Below are 15,805 nucleotides of genomic sequence, written 5' to 3'. Positions count from 1 at the left end.
GACCGTCACCGTCGGCCGGGCCGGGGTTCACCACGATCCGGTCGGACCCGTCATGAGCGCCCTCACGGTGCTCGCCCTCGCGGTGGGATTCGTCCTGCTCATCGGCGGCGGCGAAGTGCTGGTGCGAGGCGCCGGCGGTCTGGCCACGACCCTCGGGATCTCCCCGCTGGTGGTGGGACTCACCGTCGTCGCCTTCGCGACCTCCGCGCCGGAGTTCGCGGTGAGCGTCGACGCCGCGCTGAGCGGGTACCCGGGGTTGGCCGTCGGCAACGTGGTGGGCAGCAACATCGCGAACATCCTGCTCATCCTGGGTCTGACAGCGATCGTTGCCCCGCTGGTGGCGACGTCCCGCATCGTGCGGGTCGACATCCCCATCATGGTGCTGTTCTCGGTGGTCGCGCTGCTGGTGGCACTCGACGGCACGATCAGCTTCCTCGACGGTCTGCTGTTGTTCGCCGGCCTCGTGGCGTATGTGGTGGCGACGATCGTCATCTCGCGCAAGCAGGATGGAGGCCGGGTCGCCGCGGCACCGGAGGACCCGGTCGCTGACGGCCCCGGTGGTGGCGACGCCGCCGTCGACGGCGCGGGTGATGGCGACGCGGGTGGCGCCAGCGCGGGCGAGACGCGGTCGTCCGGCGTCGCGTCGTCACACCCGGTTCTGGTCAGCAGCGTCTTCGTGGTCGTCGGAGTGGCCCTGCTGGTGGTCGGCGCGCGACTACTCGTCGCGGCGGCGAGTGATCTCGCATCGGCATGGGGGATGAGTGACCTGGTCATCGGCCTCACGGTGGTGGCGGTCGGGACGTCGCTGCCGGAGCTCGCCACGAGCGTGGTGGCGGCGATCCGCGGCGAACGGGACCTGGCCATCGGCAACATCGTCGGTAGCAACATGTTCAACATCGGTGCCGTTCTCGGGATGACCTCGCTCATCACGCCCATCGACGTCGCCCCCGGGGCCGTCCGCTTCGACCTGCCGATCATGCTCGCCGTCTCGCTGGCCCTGCTCCCGGTCGCCTTCACCGGTATGGCGATCAAGCGGTGGGAGGGACTGCTCTTCACCGGCTTCTACGCCGCGTATGTCGTCTACGTGGTGCTGCAGGCTGCCGACCACGACGCGTTGGATCCGTTCAGCGCCGCCATGCTCTGGTTCGTCATCCCAATCACGGCCCTGTGGCTGATCGTCCTGGCCACCTATGAACTCGGCGTACTGCGGGGGCGCAGACAGGCGCGGGAGCGGCGAGTCGAGGCGGGGGCGCGCGGAGCGGACGAGGAGGGCCCCACGGAGGTGACGACCGGCGACGACTGAGCGCCCTCGCCGGGCCCGTTCGCCGACGTCCGGTTCACACTGTGAGTCGGAGGCTCCGGAGGCGACGGACCAGAAGACTCTGGTGCCATTCGGTCCGCGAGACGTCGATCTCGAGGTCCCCGCCGAGATCGAGGAGGAAGTCGAGTGCGGCGCGGGATTCCATGCGCGCCAGGGCCGCACCCAGGCAGAAGTGGATGCCGCGCCCGAACGACAGGTGCGAGCCCTCATCCGGTCCGGTCCGAACCGGTCCGGATCCCCGAACCGGTGGGGGTCCCGGTTGGAGCTACCCCACAGGAGGAAGAGGTGGGTGCCCGCGGGGAGAGCGGTCCCGCCGAGTTCGGTGTCCGTGGTGACGTGGCGGTAATACCCCCGGAAGGGCGCATCCGTTCTCAGTGTCTCCTCGATGAACGGCGAGCGGCGCCCCGGGTCCGACCGGAGTGTGTCGAGGTGCTCGGGGTGCTGCCCCAGGCGCCACACCAGCGTGCCCAGGTGGCCCACGGTGGATTCGATACCCGCCGCCACGAGCTGGACCAGGACCTGCACCGCGGCGTCGTGGGAGATCTCGCCACGCTCCAGCTTACGGGCGAGTGCCCCGAGCACCGAGGCGCCCTGTCCGGCCTCCGCCCCGGTCACCGCGGCCGAGAGGTAGTCGACCAGCTCCCCGGCCGACCGGAGCGAGTCGTCGAACTCGTCGGCCGTGACCATCCCGTCCAACATCCTGGTACTGGCGAACGCCCATTCCCACAGTCGGTCGGCATCCTGTGGCGGCAGCCCCATGAGCTTCGCGACGACGGCGGGCGGGAGACGCTCGGCGATGTCCCTCACCCAGTCGATCCCGCCGTCTCGCCAGCCGTCCGCCCACAGTTCTCGCAATCGCCCACACCAGACGCCAGGATCCCTGGACGGCGAGGACGGCCAGCCCGCCCAGGGCGATCAGCCCGAGGCCCGTACCGGTGGTGATCATCGCCAGCGCGCTGGGCTGGTGTCGGGCGGTCACCGTCCGGGTGACGATGTCCGAGTAAGGCGCCCAGACCCAGCCACCCGCGCTGCCGGCAAGCACCGCGCCCACGGCGAGCAGCCACGGCGACTGCGCGGTCACCACGATGGCGGCACCGAGCGCGCCGCAGACCCCGCCCACGGTGGTCGGTGCGCGCGGTCCACGCCGGGCCGACAGGGGTCCCGCGAGCAGCAGGCCGGCCAGGTAGCCGACGAACGTGGCGCTGGCGACGAGCCCGAGCACCAGCTCCGGCAGACCGAGGTCCCGGCGGATGTCCGGCAGGGTGAGCCCGTAGACGTACCGCGCCATGCCGAAGGCGACGCCGACGACCGCCGCGCCGGCGATACCGATCCTCGCCGCGGAAAGAGTGCGCTCCTCGCGGCCGCCCGCGCCGATCAGGCCTCCCGCGCCATCGCCCGGCCCGCCTTGAGCCCCGAGAAGATGCACCCGCCGAGGAACGTGCCCTCCAGCGAGTTGTACCCGTGCACGCCGCCGCCGCCGAAGCCGGCGACCTCGCCCGCCGCGTACAGCCCCGGGAAGGGCTCGCCGCCGGGGGTCAGGCACTGGGAGTCGAGGGTCGTCTCGATGCCGCCGAGCGTCTTGCGGGTCATGAGGTGCACCTTGACCGCGATGAGCGGGCCGCCGGAGCCGGCCGCCGAGCCCGTGCCCTGCCCCGAGTCCCTGAGCAGCCGGTGCGGCTTGGCCAACCGGGTGAGCTTGTCGGTGAGGACGCGCCGCGCGTTGTGGATGGCCTGCACCTGCGCGTCCTTGGCGAACGGGTTGTCCATCTGCCCGTCCATCGCCAGGACGAACTCGCGCACCCGCTCCACGTCGAGCTCCGGCTCCCCGTCACGCAGCAGCGAGTTCATGCCGGCGACCATCTCCTCGAGGGTGTCCGCGACCACCCAGTCGACGCCCTTCTCGGCGAACTCGGCGATCGACGGCGGCAGTCCGCTTCCGGCCTTGGAGGCGAACTTCTTGATGCTCTTGTCCGTGAGCTCCGGGTTCTGCTCGGACCCGGAGAGGATGAACTCCTTGCCGGCGATGGCGGAGTCGAGGATGAACCAGGAGTAGTCCCGGCCGGTGCGGCGGATGGCCTCGATGGACGCCGTGGTGTGGAACCCCGGGAACAGCGGTACCGGCATCCGGTCGCCGTTCGCGTCCAGCCACAGGGTGGACGGCCCGGGGATGATGCGGATCGCGTGCGAGGGCCACACGGGCGCGTAGTGCTCGACGCCCTCGGTGTAGTGCCACATCCTGTCCCGGTTGATGAGGTTGGCCCCGGCCACCGCGGAGATCTCCAGGATCCGGCCGTCCACGTGCTCGGGCACCCCCAGGATCAGGCGCTCGGGAGCGTCGCCGAGCCGGTCCGCGGGCCAGTACCGACGAACGAGGTCGGGGTTGCCGCCGATACCGCCGGAGGCGAGGAGCACCGCCCCGGCCCGGAACTCGAACGCGCCGGTCTCCTCGCGCGGGGAGGCCACACCCCGGTCGTGGTCGCAGGGCACGAGGGTCGCTCCTCGCACGCCGACGGCGCGACCGTCCTCGACCACGATCTCGTCGACCCGGTGACGTATGGCGAAGCGCACGAGCCCGGCCCGGGCGGCCTCCAGGACGGGTTCCTCGAACACCCGCACCACCTCGGGCCCGGTCCCCCAGGTCACGTGGAAGCGCGGGACGGAGTTGCCGTGCCCGGCCACGTCGCCGCCGCCGCGCTCGGCCCAGCCGACGGTGGGGATGATCCGCAGGCCCAGGTCGTGGAGGTACCGCCGCTTCTCCCCCGCGGCGAACTCGACATAGGCACGCGCCCACTGCCGCGGCCAGTGGTCCTCCGGCCGGTCGAAGCCGGCGGAGCCGAGCCAGTCCCGCCACGCCAACTCGAGCGAATCGGAAATCCCGATCCGCTTCTGCTCGGGTGTGTCGACCAGGAAGAGGCCGCCCAGCGACCAGAACGCCTGACCGCCGAGGTTCTTCTCGTTCTCCTGGTCCACCACGAGCACCTTCTTGCCCGCGTGGGTCGCCTCGTGGGTGGCGACCAGTCCGGACAGACCGTGCCCCACGACGATCACGTCCGGGGTGAAGCCCGGCTCCGGCGCGGGAAGCGGTCCGGTGTTGGCCGCCCGTGACGCCGACGGCGGCTGCCACTCCGGGTAGACGGGGTGGACGGGCCGGGCCTCGCCGGTGGTGCGGTGCGTTCGGGACTCAGAGCGGCTCATGCGCCCCAGTGTGCCCGGTCACTCCAGCAGGTGGCGCAGATACCGTTCCGGCGCGTCGAGATAGCGCCGGTGGTGGTCGACCATCGCCAGATCCTCCCACCGGGTGCGGTGCATCCCGGCGTCGGAGAGCTCGTACACCGCGGCGCCGGGCACCGAAGCGAGGATCGGCGAGTGGGTGGCCATGAGCACCTGCGCCCCGCGCCGGTCGGCCAGCTCGAGCAGCAGGGCGACCAGTCGGAGTTGGGCGTCGAAGGACAGTCCGGCCTCGGGCTCGTCCAGCACGAACAACCCGCCGCCGGAGAACCGCGAGGTGGTGACGATGTCCCAGAACGCCTCACCGTGGCTGCGGGAGTGGAAGTCCTGCTCCGGGCCGGAGGACTGGAGGTAGGTGAACATGCCGTGCATGGTCTCGGCGCGCAGGAAATACCCCCACTTCGGCGCGCCCCCGCCCCGGACCAGCCGCAGTGAGTCGTGCAGCGGGGACTCCGACTCCCAGGTGACGTCACGGCCGTTGACCGACCCGCCCTCGGCGCCGAGCCCGTACGCCATGGCGACGGCCTCGACGATCGTCGACTTGCCGGCGCCGTTCTCCCCCACGAGCACGGTGAGGTCGTCGAGTTCGAGTCCCTCGCGCAACAGCTGGGCCACCGCCGGGATCGAGTACGGCCACCGCCCCGCCCCGGCCGACACGGGCTCGGCCCGCTCGTCCACGCCCCCGTCGCGCTGCCGCTCGACGCGTACCACCGGTCGTGGATCGAGCACTCCACCTGCGGCCATGCCACGCACCCTACCGTCGGTCGGTACCGTTTCTCCCATGCGGATCCACCAGCTCAACTGCGGCACGATGGGGGGCCTCGTTCCGACGCGCGTGCTGCTCGTGGAGGCCCCGGACGGGCTCGTGCTGGTGGATTCCGGGATCGGGTTGCAGGACATCGCCGACCCGGCCGGCCGCCTCGGGACGATGCGTCACGCGCTGCGCCCGGCGCTGCGCACCGGCGAGACCGCGGTCCGCCGCATCGAGGCGCTGGGCCTGGATCCGCGGGACGTGCGGCACATCGTGCTGACCCACATGGACGCCGACCACATCGGTGGGCTCGCCGACTTCCCGGAGGCACAGGTGCACGTCGCTGCCCAGGCGCTGACGTGGGCGGTGCGCACGCCGCGGTTTGTCGAGCGCCGCCGGTACCGCCGCCCCCAGTGGTCGCACGGGCCGCGGTTCGTCGAGTACTCCTACGGGACCGACCGGTGGGAGGGCTTCCGGGCGCACCCCCTGGACCATGTCGCCGAGGGGATGATGCTGGTGGACCTGCCGGGCCACGCGGTGGGTCACGCCGGGGTGTTGGTGCCCGGCGGCGGTGACGACGACGACAAGGACCTCCTCCACGCCGGGGACGCCTTCTACCACCGGGGGCAGATCGGTCAGACGGGTCGCGTGCCGCGGTCGATCCCCGTCCTGGAACGCGCCCTGGCCCTGGAACCGGGCGCGGTGTCCCTGACGCACGCCAGGCTCGCCGGGTTGGCCCGGCGTCGCCACGACACCCTCGACGTGGTGTGCGCGCACGACCCCTCGGGGCCCGGGGGCCTCTAGATGGTCAGGATCCGTGAGACCGCCTGGACGCCGGCCGAGCGCACGGAGGCGGACCCGGACCTGCCCGACCGCGCGGCCGCACTCGCCGAACTCCTCCGGGGCCGGCGGGCGGTGGTGCTCACCGGCGCCGGCATCTCGACCCCGTCGGGCATCCCCGACTACCGCGGGCCCGATTCGCCCGGCCGGACCCCGATGACGTTCCAACAGTTCGTGGGCGACCCCACGTACCGCCGGCACTACTGGGCGCGCAACCACCTCGGTTGGCGGCACATGGAGGCCGCGCGGCCCAACGCCGCGCACCTCCTGCTCGCCGACTGGGAGCGTCGCGGCCTGGTCACCGGGGTGATCACCCAGAACGTGGACCTGTTGCACCTCAAGGCGGGCAACCGCCGGCTCGTGGACCTGCACGGGACCTACGCCGTGGTCATCTGCCTGGACTGCGGCCTGCGACAGAGCCGGTGGGCTCTGCACGAACAGCTCGAACGCCTCAACCCCGGCTTCATCGAACGCGTGACCTCCCGCGGGGCGATCGAGGTGGCGCCGGATGCCGACGCCGTCCTGGCCGAGACCTCCGACTTCCGCATGGTCGATTGTCGGGCCTGCTCGGGAGTCCTCAAACCGGACATCGTCTACTTCGGCGAGAACGTCCCCGCGCATCGCGTGCAGGAGGCCAACGCGCTCGTCGACGGGTCGGACCTCGTCGTCGTCGTCGGCTCCTCCCTGACCGTCCGCTCCGGATACCGGTTCGTACGGCGTGCGGTGACCACCGGCACGCCCGTCGCGGTGGTCAACCGCGGCCGCACCCGCGCGCACGACGAGGCCACCCTGACGATCGACGGCGACTGCGTGGAGGTCCTCGAGCTGGCAGATGCGGCCCTGCCGCACCACGGGTGAGCGTCGAGGAGCAAAATAGGGCCATGCAGATCGCAAAGACACCAGAGACCGCGCTGGCCCGACTACTCCGCGGCAACGCCCGCTACGTGGCCGGGGAGAACCTCAACGAGCACAAAGACCCCTCTCGGCGCACCGAGCTCGCCGGCCAGCAGAATCCGTTCGCGCAGGTGTTCGGCTGCGCGGACTCCCGCGTCCCCGCCGAGGTCGTCTTCGACCAGGGGCTCGGCGACCTGTTCGTGATCCGCAACGCCGGCCACATCGTGGACTCGTCGGTGCTCGGGTCGATCGAGTTCGGGATCGAGGCCCTGAACATCCCGCTGACCCTCGTGCTGGGCCACACCTCGTGCGGTGCGGTGGGCGCCACGATCACCGCCATCGACACGCACTCCACCCCGTCCGGTTACCTGCGCGACGTGGTCGAGCGGATCTCGCCGGCCGTGTTCGAGGCGCGGCGCGACCCGGACGCCGGGTACGACGACGTGGTGGTGGAGAACGTCCGCCACACCGTCACCGCGATCCGGCAGAAGTCGGCCGCCGTCGACCGCGCGATCACCGAGGGCCGCACCGCGATCGTCGGCGCGATCTACAACCTCGAGGAGGGGACCGTCACCCCGGTCCACACCGAGGGGACCGTCACGGACGGCTGAGCGCGGGCCGACCGGGGTCGCTGGTCAGACCGGGACGAGGTCGTCGGCGTGCACCAACGGGCGCCCCTGACCGGAGCCGGTGCCGCCCGCCGCCCGGTCGGCCAACCGGGCGCGGACCTCGACCGAGTCGTACTGGGCGATCCCGCGGGCCACCACGCGGCCATCGACGTCGTGCATCTCGATGACGTCGCCGAAGTGGAACAGCCCGTCCACCCCGGTCACCCCGGCCAGCAGCAGGGAGCGCCGCGAGCCGGTCACCGCCCGGACCGCTCCGTCGTCCAGCAGGACCGCCCCGCGGGCGTCCGCGGCGTGCCGGACCCAGAAGCGCCGGGCGGTCATCCGCTCGGGCCGGGCCGCGAAGACCGTGCCCACCGTCGGGTCGGTGGCGAGGGCCTGCGGCGCCAGCTCCGCGGCCGTGAGCAGGACCGGGATACCCGCGTCCGCGGCCAGACGGGCGGCGGCGAGCTTGGAGGCCATGCCGCCGGTCCCCAGGGCCCCGCCGGCACCGGCGATCACGCCGTCGAGGTCGCCCTCGCCGCCGACCATGGTCACCGCGCTGGCCCCGCCCTTGCGCGGGTCGGAGTCGTACAGGGCGTCGACGTCCGAGAGCAGGATGAGGGCGTCGGCGCTGATGAGGTGCGCGACCAACGCGGCGAGCCGGTCGTTGTCGCCGAACCGGATCTCGTTGGTGGCCACGGTGTCGTTCTCGTTGATCACCGGCACCGCGTGCAGGGTGCGGAGGCGGTCGAGGGTCCGCTGGGCGTTGGCGGCGCTGTCCCGCCGGCCGATGTCGGCGGCCGTGAGCAGGACCTGGCCCACCACCCGGTCGAAGCGGGCGAACGAGTCGCCCCATGCGCGCGCCAGCTCGAGCTGGCCGACGCTGGCCGCGGCCTGCTTCGCGGACAGGGTGCCGGGGCGGGTGGTCATCCCCAGTGGCGCCATGCCGGCGCCGATTGCACCGGAGGAGACGACGAAGACGTCCGACCCCGCGGCCATCCGCGACTGGCAGACGTCGGCGAGTGCGTCGAGTTCGGCCCGCCGGATCCCGCCGTGGAAGCTGGTGATGGCCGACGAGCCGATCTTGACCACCACGCGGCGGGCCGCGCCGATACGGCGGCGCAACTCCCGCTCCGTGGTCACTCCAGGATCTCCTCGTCCGGGTCGATCAGGCCGCGGCGCACCCGCTTGCGGTACTTGCGCTCGGTGGCGCCGATCCGCTCGTCGGACTCCAGCCGGATGTCGGTCCCACGCCCGGTGCGCATGAGGTCGACGCCGGCCGGGGTCTGCGGCTCCCACTCGAACGAGACGTCACCGATGGTGACGGTGCAGCCCTCCGTGGCGCCGGCCTTGATGAGCGCCTCCTCGACCCCGATCCGGGCCAGCCGGTCGGCGAGGAAGCCCACGGCCTCGTCGTTGTCGAACTCGGTCTGGCGGATCCACCGCTCGGGCTTGGCCCCGGTGACGATGAACGCGCCGCGGTCGGCGGGATCCGGGCGGACGCGGAACTCCTCGACGTCCACCGCCTTGGGGCGGATGACGATCCGTTCGGGCGCGGCGGGCGGGTTGGCTTTACGGTGTGCCTTGATCAGCTCGTACAGGCCGTACCGCAGCTCGTCGAGCCCCTTGTGGGCCACCGCGGAGATCGCGTAGACGGGCCACCCCTTGGCCTCGAAGTGCTCGCGCACCATCTCCGCCATGTCGGCGGCGTCGGGCACGTCGATCTTGTTGAGCACGACCACGCGGGGGCGGTCTGCCAGGTCGCCGATCCCGGCGTCGGTGAGTTCGGACCGGTAGGCGGCGAGTTCGGCCTCGAGGGCGTCCACGTCGGAGATCGGGTCCCGGTCGGACTCGAGGTTCGCGCAGTCCACCACGTGGGCCAGCACGGCGGTGCGCTCGATGTGACGCAGGAAGTCCAGACCCAGGCCCCGGCCCTCGCTGGCGCCGGGGATGAGGCCGGGGACGTCGGCGATGGTGAAGGTGTCGTCGCCGACCGAGACCACGCCGAGGTTGGGTGCCAGGGTGGTGAAGGGGTAGTCGGCGATCTTGGGCTTGGCCGCCGAGAGAACTGAGACCAGGGAGGACTTCCCGGCGGACGGGAAGCCGACCAGTCCGACGTCGGCCATGGACTTGAGCTCGAGCGTGAGGTCGCGGACCTCGCCGGGCTCGCCGAGCAGCGCGAAGCCGGGGGCCTTGCGGGCCCGGGATGCCAGGGCGGCGTTGCCCAGACCGCCCTTGCCACCCTCGGCGGCGACGAAGCGGGTGCCGACGCCGGTGAGGTCGGCCAGCACCTCGCCGTCCTCGTCGAGCACGACGGTGCCGGGCGGCACCGACAACACGAGGTCGGCGCCCTGGGCACCGTTGCGGTTGGCGCCCATACCCGGCTGGCCCCGGCCCGCGCGGGCGTGGGGCCGGAAGTGGAAGTCGAGCAGGGTGTGGACCTGGGGGTCCACGACGAGGACGACGTCGCCGCCGTGCCCGCCGTTGCCGCCGTCGGGGCCGCCGAGGGGCTTGAACTTCTCGCGGTGCACCGAGGTGCAGCCGCGGCCGCCGTCCCCCGCCGCGAGGTGGAGCACTACGCGGTCGATGAATCTCGACATGGTGGGGACTCCTCCGGGTGACGGGCGATGACGGGCGGGGTGGTGCAAATACTCTCGGGGGCCGGGTGTGGGGTCTTGACGACCCCGCCCGGCCCCCGAGGGCTGTTCATGAAAGTGGTCGGCTGGGAGGCTCAGGCCTCGGCGCCGGCCGGCACGATGTTCACGGTCTTGCGACCGCGCTTGGTGCCGAACTCCACCGCACCGGCGGAGAGGGCGAACAGGGTGTCGTCGCCACCACGGCCGACGTTGACGCCCGGGTGGAACTTGGTGCCGCGCTGGCGCACCAGGATCTCACCGGCGTTGACCTCCTGGCCGCCGAACCGCTTGACGCCGAGGCGCTGTGCGTTGGAGTCACGACCGTTACGGGTGCTGGATGCGCCCTTCTTACTTGCCATGTCCGAGTCCCTCCTTCAGGGAGCACGCCCGAGGGCGCTGAGCTGGTGGCCTGAGCGGCCGGAGATGGATTACTTGATACCGGTGATCTTGACGACCGTCAGCTTCTGACGGTGGCCCTGACGCTTGTGGTACCCGGTCTTGTTCTTGAACTTGTGGATCCGGATCTTCGGTCCTTTGGTCTGCTCGACGATCTCGCCGGAGACGGTGACCTTGGCCAGGGCGTCGGCGTCGGAGGTGACGGCCGAACCGTCGACCACGAGGATCGGGGACAGCGACACGGAGGTTCCGGCCTCGCCCTCGATCTTCTCGACCTTGACGTGGTCCCCTTCGGCGACCTTGTACTGCTTGCCGCCGGTCTTGACGATCGCGTACATCGAGGGCTTCCCCTTGCTTCTCGGGTGTGCGGCCGCCTGGGGCGACCACACCTGGTGTGCGGTGTTCTCTCTTGCTCGCCGACTCGCGTCGGTCGAGGGTCGCGGGCCCCGGAACCGTTCCCGGTCCCGTCGCGCGACTCCTCGCGCCACGACATAGCGCCGCGACGAGCGACCTGTCAAGGTTACGGTCCGGCGGCACAGCAGGTCAAACCGACCGTGCCGCCGGCCCGCGGCCAGGTGCGTCAGTCGCCCGCGGGGGCGGTCGTCGTCCTGGTGGCACGTCGCCTCGCGGGCCGCGTGCGCGGCTCGGCGACCACCGTGGTGGGCGCTTCCGCCAGGGGCGCGGCCTCGACCTTCGCGACCGGATCGGCCGGTGCGGTCTGCGGCGCGGTGTCGGTCCCGGCGGCGCCCGCCTCGCGGCGGGTGGACCGCCGGCGGGGGCGACGCCCGCCCGGGGCCTGACCCGTGGGCCCGGAGTCCGGACCCGCCGTGTCCGGACCCGGGGTGGAGACCTGCTCCACGACGGTCTCCGCCTCGGCCACCACGGCGGCCTCGGACTGCGGGGTGTCGGTCACCTCGGCCGCAGCGGCGTCCTCGGCCGCGGTCGTCGGCGCCGGAGCACTGCTCGTGGCCCGCCTCGCTGCCCGGCGGCGACGCGCCGGCCGCGTGGTCCCGGCGGCGTCCGCCGAGTCGGGCTCGGCCGTGCCCGGCGTCGGTGTCGGCTCGGCGGTCTGCTCCGCGGTGGGAGCGGTCGGCGTCTCCGCGGTGGGCGCGGTCACGACCTCGGGGGTCGCGGCCCCCCTGGCATCGGCTGCCTCGGTCCCGGCTGCCGGGGTCTCGGCTGCCCGGGTCTCGGGCGCCGCGCCACGGCCCCCGTCGGTGCGGGTGCCACCCTCGGCGTGCGACCCGGCCGCGCTGTCCGCGTCGGCGTCGGCCTCGCCGTTCTGCCGTGAGATCGCGAGCGCGGCCGGGTGCGCGGCCGGCGCGGGGCCGTCCTTGCGCGGGGCCTGCTTGGGCGCGGGCGCCTCGGACTCCCCTGAGCCCTTGCCGTTGCCACCCTTGCGACGGCCGCGGCGGCCACCGGGCTCATCGGCGTTGTGCGACTCGGTGTGCAGCGGGTCCGCGTGCACGATCAGCCCGCGGCCCTGGCAGTGCTCGCACGGGGTGGAGAACGCCTCGACCAGCCCGGTACCGAGCTTCTTGCGGGTGAGCTGCACCAGCCCCAGCGACGTGACCTCGGAGACCTGGTGCCGGGTGCGGTCGCGCCCCAGCGCCTCGGTGAGGCGCCGCAGCACGAGGTCGCGGTTGGACTCGAGCACCATGTCGATGAAGTCGATGATCACCATCCCGCCGACGTCGCGCAGGCGCAACTGGCGGACAATCTCCTCGGCGGCCTCGAGGTTGTTCTTGGTGACGGTCTCCTCGAGGTTGCCGCCGGAGCCGGTGTACTTGCCGGTGTTGACGTCGATGACGGTCATCGCCTCGGTGCGGTCGATCACCAGCGAGCCGCCGGAGGGCAGCCACACCTTGCGGTCGAGCGCCTTGGCCAGCTGCTCGTCCACACGGTAGGTGGCGAACACGTCCACATCCGGGTTGTCGTACCGCTCCACGCGCTCCGTCATCTCGGGCGCGACCCGCGAGACGTAGTCGTGCACCGTGTCCCAGGACGTCTCGCCCTGGATGACGAGCTTGGAGAAGTCCTCGTTGAACAGGTCGCGGACGACCTTGACCAGCAGGTCCGGCTCCTCGTACAGCGCCACGGGCGTGCCGGCCCCGGAGCCGGTGCGCTTGGCGGCCGCCTCCGAGATCTCGGTCCACTGGGCGGCCAGGCGCTCGACGTCGCGGCCGATCTCCTCCGCGCTGACGCCCTCGGCGGCGGTGCGGATGATCACGCCGGAGCCCTCCGGCACGACCTCCTTGAGGATCGCCTTGAGGCGGCGACGCTCGGTGTCGGGCAACTTGCGCGAGATGCCGGTGGAGTTGCCGTCCGGTACGTACACGAGGAAGCGCCCGGCCAGCGAGATCTGCGTGGACAGGCGGGCACCCTTCTGCCCGATCGGGTCCTTGGTGACCTGCACCAGCACCATGTCGCCGGACTTGAGTGCCTGCTCGATCCGCCGGGCCTTGCCGCCGAGCCCGGCGGCCTCCCAGTTGACCTCGCCGGCGTACAGGACGCCGTTGCGGCCGCGCCCGATGTCGACGAACGCCGCCTCCATGCTTGGCAGCACGTTCTGCACACGGCCGAGGTAGACGTTACCGACCATCGAACGCGCCGATTCGGTGGTGACGAAATGCTCCACGAGGACCTTGTCCTCGAGCACGCCCACCTGGGTCATGACGCCCTTGCCGTCGCCGCGCTGCTTCTCGCGGACCACCATGACGCGGTCCACGGCCTCGCGGCGGGCGAGGAACTCGGACTCGGAGAGGATCGGCTGGCGACGACGACCGGCCTCGCGGCCGTCGCGGCGGCGCTGGCGCTTGGCCTCGAGCCGCGTGGAGCCGGTGATGCCCTGGACCTCGTCGGACGACGTACCCGAGCCCTGTCCCCCGCGTCCGGAGCGACGGCGGGCCTCGCGTTCGTGGACCTCGGTCTGGGGCGGGTCATCGTTGGACGTCTGGGTGTCGTCGGAGCCGGAGCTCCCACTGCGACGACGACGACGGCGACGGCGCCTCGAACCCGACGGACCGTTCCCCGAGTCGTCCGAATCGTCACCGTCGGCGTCACCCGGACCGGACTGCCCGTCGGAGTCGTCGGCGGACCGGTCGTCGGTCTCGGCGGCGGAATCGGGACGGGCGTCGGAGCTCCCGTCATCGCTGCCGGAGGTCTCGTCCGGGGCGTCGTCGCGCTGGTCGCTGTCGCGCTGGTCTCCGTCGTCCGACGACTCGGTCCCGGTGTTCTCACCGTTCTGGTCGTCGCCGGCCTCGCCGCGCCCGCGCCCACGTCCGCGACGGCCCCGACGGCGACGACGGGTCCCGCCGTCACCGGAGTCGGACTGGTCCGTGGCGCGGCCGTCGTCGGATCCCTGCTCCTGCCCGTCCTGCTCGACCTGCGTGTCCTCGGCGGGAGGGGTGGGGGCGGTGTCGGGGGCGGTCTCGGTGCGGGCCCGGCCCTGGGTCTGGCCCTGGCCGCGGCGGCCGCGGGGCTCGTCGCCCGAGCGGGTGTCCGCCTGCGTCTGCGCGGGAGCCTCGTCGGGCGAGAGGAACAGCGGAGAGAACGACGGGGTCGCGGTGGACCGACGCCGACGGTTGCCCGACTCCTCCGACCCCACCTCGCCGGTGACGATCGCGATCTCGGGCAGCGCCGGGCGGTTCCGGCCGCTCGTCCCGGCTCCCCCGGTCCCTGCGGAGTCGTCCGCGGAGCCCTGCACGGACTTCTTCCCGGTCCTCGTGCCGGACTTCTCCGCGGACCTGGAGGCGGACTTCTCCGCATCCGTGGCCTTCTCGGCGGTCTTCTCGGCTGTGGTCTTGCGCGCCGGGCTCTTCCTGCCGGACGCCTTCTTCGCGGGAGCGGTCTCCGTCGCCGCCGTCCCGCCCGTCGCCGACTCTGCAGCAGGCGTCTCGGCCGGAGTCTCGGCCGGCGACGTCTCAGCGGCAGTCGCCTCAGCCGACGCCGGGTCGGCGGGCATCTCTGCGGTGGGGGTCTTCTCGGCGGTCTTACCGGCGGGAGCCTTGGCCGCCCTCTTGGCGGCAGCCTTCTTCGTGGGGGCCTTTTCCACAGGCGCCTTGTCCGCCGGGGCCTTCCGGGCGGGGGCGTCGGTCGCGGACGCCTCGGCCGCCGGCGCCTGGGCACCGGTGTCCCCTGCCGGCGCGGCACCGGGCGCCGTCCCCGTGTCCTGCCCGCGGCTGGTGAACCAGTCGAGCAGCACCTCCCGGGTCACCCCGGACTGGGCGCTCTTGATCTCCACGCCGATCCCGGCCATGGCGGTCAAGAATTCCCTGCTGCTCATGCCCACGGCCCTGGCTGCCGCGTGCGCGCGCATCCTCTCGGGAAGCGCGTTGATGTCGTCGATTGTCAGGTTCGGATCCGACACGTGTCTCCTCCGGCCGGACTCCGGGCGCGATCACGTCACCGGATACCGGTGACCCACGCCGCCGCACGGGGTCGGGCGTCTTCTTGTCTGGGCCCCACCTGGGTGGGACGACGTCTTGTGGTCCGCGGCACCGGGACGAACCGGGCCACGGGTGGCGGGCGCCCGTTCCGGGGCGGACTGGTGGTCCACTCGCCAGGATGGGCTTCGACCATTCTCCCACACCCGCCGCCGAAACGTCGTCGCCCGGCACCACCGAACGCAAACGCGCCCGCCGGGCCTCGGGGCCGACGGGCGCGCGCAGCTCGATCACTGCGGGAGGACGGGGATCTACAGACCGGGGAACCAGAGCGCGATCTCACTGGCGGCGGACTCCTCGGAGTCCGAGCCGTGGACGAGGTTGAACTGGGTCTCGAGACCGAAGTCGCCACGGATGGAGCCGGGCGCGGCCTTCTCCACAGGGTCGGTGCCCCCGGCGAGCTGACGCCACGCGGCGATCGCCCGGGGGCCCTCGAGCACGCCGGCGACGACCGGACCGGAGGTGATGAACTCGAGCAGGTCCCCGTAGAACGGACGCTCGGAGTGCTCGGCGTAGTGCTCGGCCGCCGTCTCCCGGGACACCTGACGCATGTCCATGGCGACGATCTTGAGGCCCTTGGCCTCGATACGGGCCAGGATGGTCCCGGTCAGCGCGCGCTCGACACCGTCGGGCTTGATGAGGAAGAAAGTTCTCTCGGTCACGAGGGCGATCCTACAAGCCCGGTG

Annotated in this window: 14 protein-coding genes and 1 pseudogene; 4 read left to right on the top strand and 11 right to left on the bottom strand. The window is 72.2% G+C overall.

Going from position 1 to position 15,805, the window contains the following annotated elements; genetic code table 11:
• Positions 1–52 precede the first annotated feature (52 nt).
• Positions 53–1,303, top strand: a complete 1,251-nt coding sequence (locus tag OVA21_RS04455; RefSeq protein WP_268091883.1) for a calcium/sodium antiporter — start codon at positions 53–55, stop codon at positions 1,301–1,303.
• 34 nt (positions 1,304–1,337) lie between these two features.
• Here OVA21_RS04455 and OVA21_RS04450 read toward each other — a convergent pair whose 3' ends face one another.
• The 5 genes and pseudogenes from OVA21_RS04450 to OVA21_RS04435 all read right to left on the bottom strand — a co-directional run bounded on the left by OVA21_RS04450 (position 1,338) and on the right by OVA21_RS04435 (position 5,293).
• On the bottom strand, positions 1,338–1,466 hold the full coding sequence (locus tag OVA21_RS04450) for a hypothetical protein (RefSeq protein WP_268091882.1): 129 nt from the start codon (positions 1,464–1,466) through the stop codon (positions 1,338–1,340).
• 77 nt (positions 1,467–1,543) lie between these two features.
• Positions 1,544–1,780, bottom strand: a pseudogene (locus OVA21_RS19320) (cytochrome P450); the annotation flags it as partial.
• A 100-nt stretch (positions 1,781–1,880) separates the two neighbouring features.
• The gene (locus tag OVA21_RS04445; RefSeq protein ID WP_268091881.1) at positions 1,881–2,747 is read right to left on the bottom strand and encodes an MFS transporter; all 867 of its coding nucleotides are present in this window, start codon (positions 2,745–2,747) and stop codon (positions 1,881–1,883) included.
• Positions 2,696–4,516, bottom strand: a complete 1,821-nt coding sequence (locus tag OVA21_RS04440) for an FAD-binding dehydrogenase (RefSeq protein ID WP_268091880.1) — start codon at positions 4,514–4,516, stop codon at positions 2,696–2,698. The genes OVA21_RS04445 and OVA21_RS04440 overlap by 52 nt, the downstream gene beginning before the upstream one ends.
• 18 nt (positions 4,517–4,534) lie before the next feature.
• A complete protein-coding gene (locus OVA21_RS04435; RefSeq protein WP_268091879.1) occupies positions 4,535–5,293 on the bottom strand; it encodes an AAA family ATPase in 759 nt (252 codons plus the stop codon).
• A gap of 37 nt (positions 5,294–5,330) precedes the next feature.
• Here OVA21_RS04435 and OVA21_RS04430 point away from each other — a divergent pair, with 37 nt between their 5' ends.
• From OVA21_RS04430 to OVA21_RS04420, 3 genes are read left to right on the top strand one after another with little or no spacing between them, the layout of a single operon-like run.
• Complete coding sequence (locus tag OVA21_RS04430) at positions 5,331–6,104, top strand: MBL fold metallo-hydrolase (RefSeq protein ID WP_069389185.1); 774 nt, start codon at positions 5,331–5,333, stop codon at positions 6,102–6,104.
• A complete protein-coding gene (locus OVA21_RS04425) occupies positions 6,105–6,998 on the top strand; it encodes a Sir2 family NAD-dependent protein deacetylase (protein WP_069389184.1) in 894 nt (297 codons plus the stop codon). It abuts the gene before it with no gap.
• A 23-nt stretch (positions 6,999–7,021) separates the two neighbouring features.
• Positions 7,022–7,645 carry a carbonic anhydrase gene (locus OVA21_RS04420; RefSeq protein WP_067719720.1) on the top strand — a complete coding sequence of 208 codons (624 nt, stop codon included), beginning with the start codon at positions 7,022–7,024 and terminating at the stop codon, positions 7,643–7,645.
• Between the two features lie 24 nt (positions 7,646–7,669).
• On the opposite strand, the gene proB is transcribed toward OVA21_RS04420, so the two are convergent.
• The 6 genes from proB to ndk form a co-directional block, all read right to left on the bottom strand.
• Entirely contained in the window at positions 7,670–8,785 is a 1,116-nt protein-coding gene (gene proB / locus OVA21_RS04415) for a glutamate 5-kinase (protein ID WP_256820704.1), read from the bottom strand.
• Positions 8,782–10,242: a GTPase ObgE gene (gene obgE / locus OVA21_RS04410; RefSeq protein ID WP_067719726.1), complete on the bottom strand. Its 1,461-nt coding sequence runs from the start codon at positions 10,240–10,242 to the stop codon at positions 8,782–8,784. Before obgE ends, proB begins: the two co-directional genes overlap by 4 nt.
• Positions 10,243–10,373: 131 nt before the next feature.
• Entirely contained in the window at positions 10,374–10,637 is a 264-nt protein-coding gene (gene rpmA, locus OVA21_RS04405; protein WP_007626965.1) for a 50S ribosomal protein L27, read from the bottom strand.
• A gap of 69 nt (positions 10,638–10,706) precedes the next feature.
• Entirely contained in the window at positions 10,707–11,012 is a 306-nt protein-coding gene (rplU, locus tag OVA21_RS04400; protein WP_067719729.1) for a 50S ribosomal protein L21, read from the bottom strand.
• Positions 11,013–11,254: 242 nt separating this feature from the next.
• Positions 11,255–15,043 carry an Rne/Rng family ribonuclease gene (locus tag OVA21_RS04395; RefSeq protein ID WP_268091878.1) on the bottom strand — a complete coding sequence of 1,263 codons (3,789 nt, stop codon included), beginning with the start codon at positions 15,041–15,043 and terminating at the stop codon, positions 11,255–11,257.
• Positions 15,044–15,370: 327 nt separating this feature from the next.
• Positions 15,371–15,781 (bottom strand): nucleoside-diphosphate kinase, encoded by a 411-nt coding sequence (gene ndk, locus OVA21_RS04390; RefSeq protein ID WP_067719736.1) that lies wholly within the window; start codon positions 15,779–15,781, stop codon positions 15,371–15,373.
• Positions 15,782–15,805: the final 24 nt, after the last annotated feature.

The sequence above is a fragment of the Dietzia sp. SL131 genome, from assembly GCF_026672565.1.
Lineage (GTDB): Bacteria > Actinomycetota > Actinomycetes > Mycobacteriales > Mycobacteriaceae > Dietzia > Dietzia kunjamensis.
The sequence above is the reverse complement of the archived record's forward strand: the minus strand, read 5'-3'. Positions and strand labels throughout refer to the sequence as shown.

Coding starts and splice junctions, on each gene's coding strand:
- rpmA (WP_007626965.1), bottom strand. CDS start 10,637: ATGGCAAGTAAGAAGGGCGCATCCAGCACCCGTAACGGTCGTGACTCC.
- OVA21_RS04450 (WP_268091882.1), bottom strand. CDS start 1,466: ATGGAATCCCGCGCCGCACTCGACTTCCTCCTCGATCTCGGCGGGGAC.
- OVA21_RS04455 (WP_268091883.1), top strand. CDS start 53: ATGAGCGCCCTCACGGTGCTCGCCCTCGCGGTGGGATTCGTCCTGCTC.
- OVA21_RS04435 (WP_268091879.1), bottom strand. CDS start 5,293: ATGGCCGCAGGTGGAGTGCTCGATCCACGACCGGTGGTACGCGTCGAG.
- OVA21_RS04430 (WP_069389185.1), top strand. CDS start 5,331: ATGCGGATCCACCAGCTCAACTGCGGCACGATGGGGGGCCTCGTTCCG.
- obgE (WP_067719726.1), bottom strand. CDS start 10,242: ATGTCGAGATTCATCGACCGCGTAGTGCTCCACCTCGCGGCGGGGGAC.
- rplU (WP_067719729.1), bottom strand. CDS start 11,012: ATGTACGCGATCGTCAAGACCGGCGGCAAGCAGTACAAGGTCGCCGAA.
- OVA21_RS04425 (WP_069389184.1), top strand. CDS start 6,105: ATGGTCAGGATCCGTGAGACCGCCTGGACGCCGGCCGAGCGCACGGAG.
- OVA21_RS04420 (WP_067719720.1), top strand. CDS start 7,022: ATGCAGATCGCAAAGACACCAGAGACCGCGCTGGCCCGACTACTCCGC.
- OVA21_RS04440 (WP_268091880.1), bottom strand. CDS start 4,516: ATGAGCCGCTCTGAGTCCCGAACGCACCGCACCACCGGCGAGGCCCGG.